The sequence below is a fragment of the Bartonella sp. AP21QHHD genome, from assembly GCF_042196205.1.
GTDB lineage: Bacteria > Pseudomonadota > Alphaproteobacteria > Rhizobiales > Rhizobiaceae > Bartonella.
Genome location: NZ_JBHIPT010000076.1, coordinates 1 through 1,824 on the forward strand (window position 1 = coordinate 1; position 1,824 = coordinate 1,824).

At 39.7% G+C, this 1,824-nt stretch carries 1 pseudogene; it reads left to right on the plus strand.

The annotated features are described in order from the left end of the window. Positions 1-1,824, plus strand: a pseudogene (locus ACFIMC_RS04885) (hypothetical protein); the annotation flags it as partial.

The window sequence follows — 1,824 nt, forward strand, 5'->3', positions numbered from 1 at the left end:
TGGTAGTGAAGATGCAGACGCAGTGAATCTAAGACAATTGCAAGACTTAGAAGATGTCGTAAGAAAAAATGGTTGGAAACTATCTGTTGACGGTAAAAATGCTAAAACAGTCATTATGGATAGCGGAGTAGATTTTTCCACTGGAAGTACAAATCTTAACATTACAAAAGGCGATAAGGATAATAAGGTAAAATTTGATTTAGCTCAAGATGTTACATTAACGAGCTTAAAGGCAGGCACAACTGCCCTAGATGCAACAGGTCTGGTAATTACTGATGGACCGAAAATAACGACCGCGGGCATTGATGCTGGAGGTAAAGAGATAAAGAAAGTTAAGGCTGCAGCACTCACTGAGACTTCACAACAAGCAGTGAATGGTTCACAGTTATTTGCAACAAATAATGAAATTGCTGATGTAAGAGATAGTATCCTTGTTAAGCAAGAACAAGAAGAAGAAAATAGATTAGCGCGTAGTCTTCGTGCAGGGGGAACAGGTGTTATCACCATTGGGAAAGGAACTGGTGGCAATGAAGTCAGCATTCTGAATAAAGATAATGAGAAACGGAAAATTTCCGGTTTATTAGGTGGCGATCTCAGTGCAAATTCAGATGAAGCGGTTAATGGCTCACAGCTGTTTACTACAAATCAAAATGTTACAATTGTAGCCACGAATATAGCTAAGTATTTAGGTGGTGGCGCTAAATATGAAAGTGGCGCATGGACTGCTCCTAAATTCACTGTTAAGTCCGTTAAGGATGATGGCGAAACAGAAAACAAAGAATATCCTGATGTAGCATCTGCCTTTGAAGGTGTAGGTACTTCTATCACGAATGTTCAGAATAAATTGACTGAACAGGTTAATAATGTGATTAACAAAGTAGAAAGCGAAAGCTTTGTTCAGCAAGACAAAACAACACATCGTCTCACTATTGGAGCTGCAGTAGAAGGCAGTGAAATCAATATAGCCAACAAGGCTGGTGCGGATCGGATAATTTCAGGTGTTGGTGAAGCAACAAAGGATAATGAAGCTGTTAACAAAGGTCAGCTTGATAAAGAATTGAAAGATCTTTCGAATAGCCTTCAGTCTGATGATTCAGCCGTTGTTCATTACGATAAAAAAGATGGTGATAATGGCGGCATTAATTACACGAGTGTGACTTTAGGTGGTAAAGATAAGACAGCTGTAGGTCTCCATAATGTTGCTGATGGTAAGATTGCCAAGGATTCACATGATGCAATCACGGGTGGACAGGTTAATACCATAGCTTCGGATTTATCAAAGATTTTAGGTGGCGCTGTATCCTTTGATGGCAAAAACTTTACAGGACCAACGTATGACTTATCGACAGTTTCTAAAGAGGGTAATGTAACAAATAAATCGTATGAAGGTGTTGAAACAGCCTTTAAAGGACTTGATGAGAATATCAAAACCGTTAACGATCGTATTAAGGAAGTCTCAGAAGGAGTTTCACAGGATTCTTTATCATGGAGTAATCAGAGTAATGCTTTTGTAGCCTTGCATGGAAAAGAAGGTGAAAAGACAAACAGCAAGGTCACATCGCTGGCTGATGGTTCTCTAGTGGCGGGTTCGAGCGATGCGGTTACGGGTGGACAGATTAATACCATAGCTGCGAGTTTAGCAAAAATTTTAGGAGGCAAAGCATCGTTTAGTGCTGATGGCACTTTTACAGCTCCCAGCTATGACTTATCGACAGTTTCTAAAGAGGGTGATGTAACAAATAAATCATATGAAGGTGTTGGAACCGCTTTTTCAGCTCTTGATGCAAATATCAAGAATGTGAATGCACGGATTAAAGAGGTTTC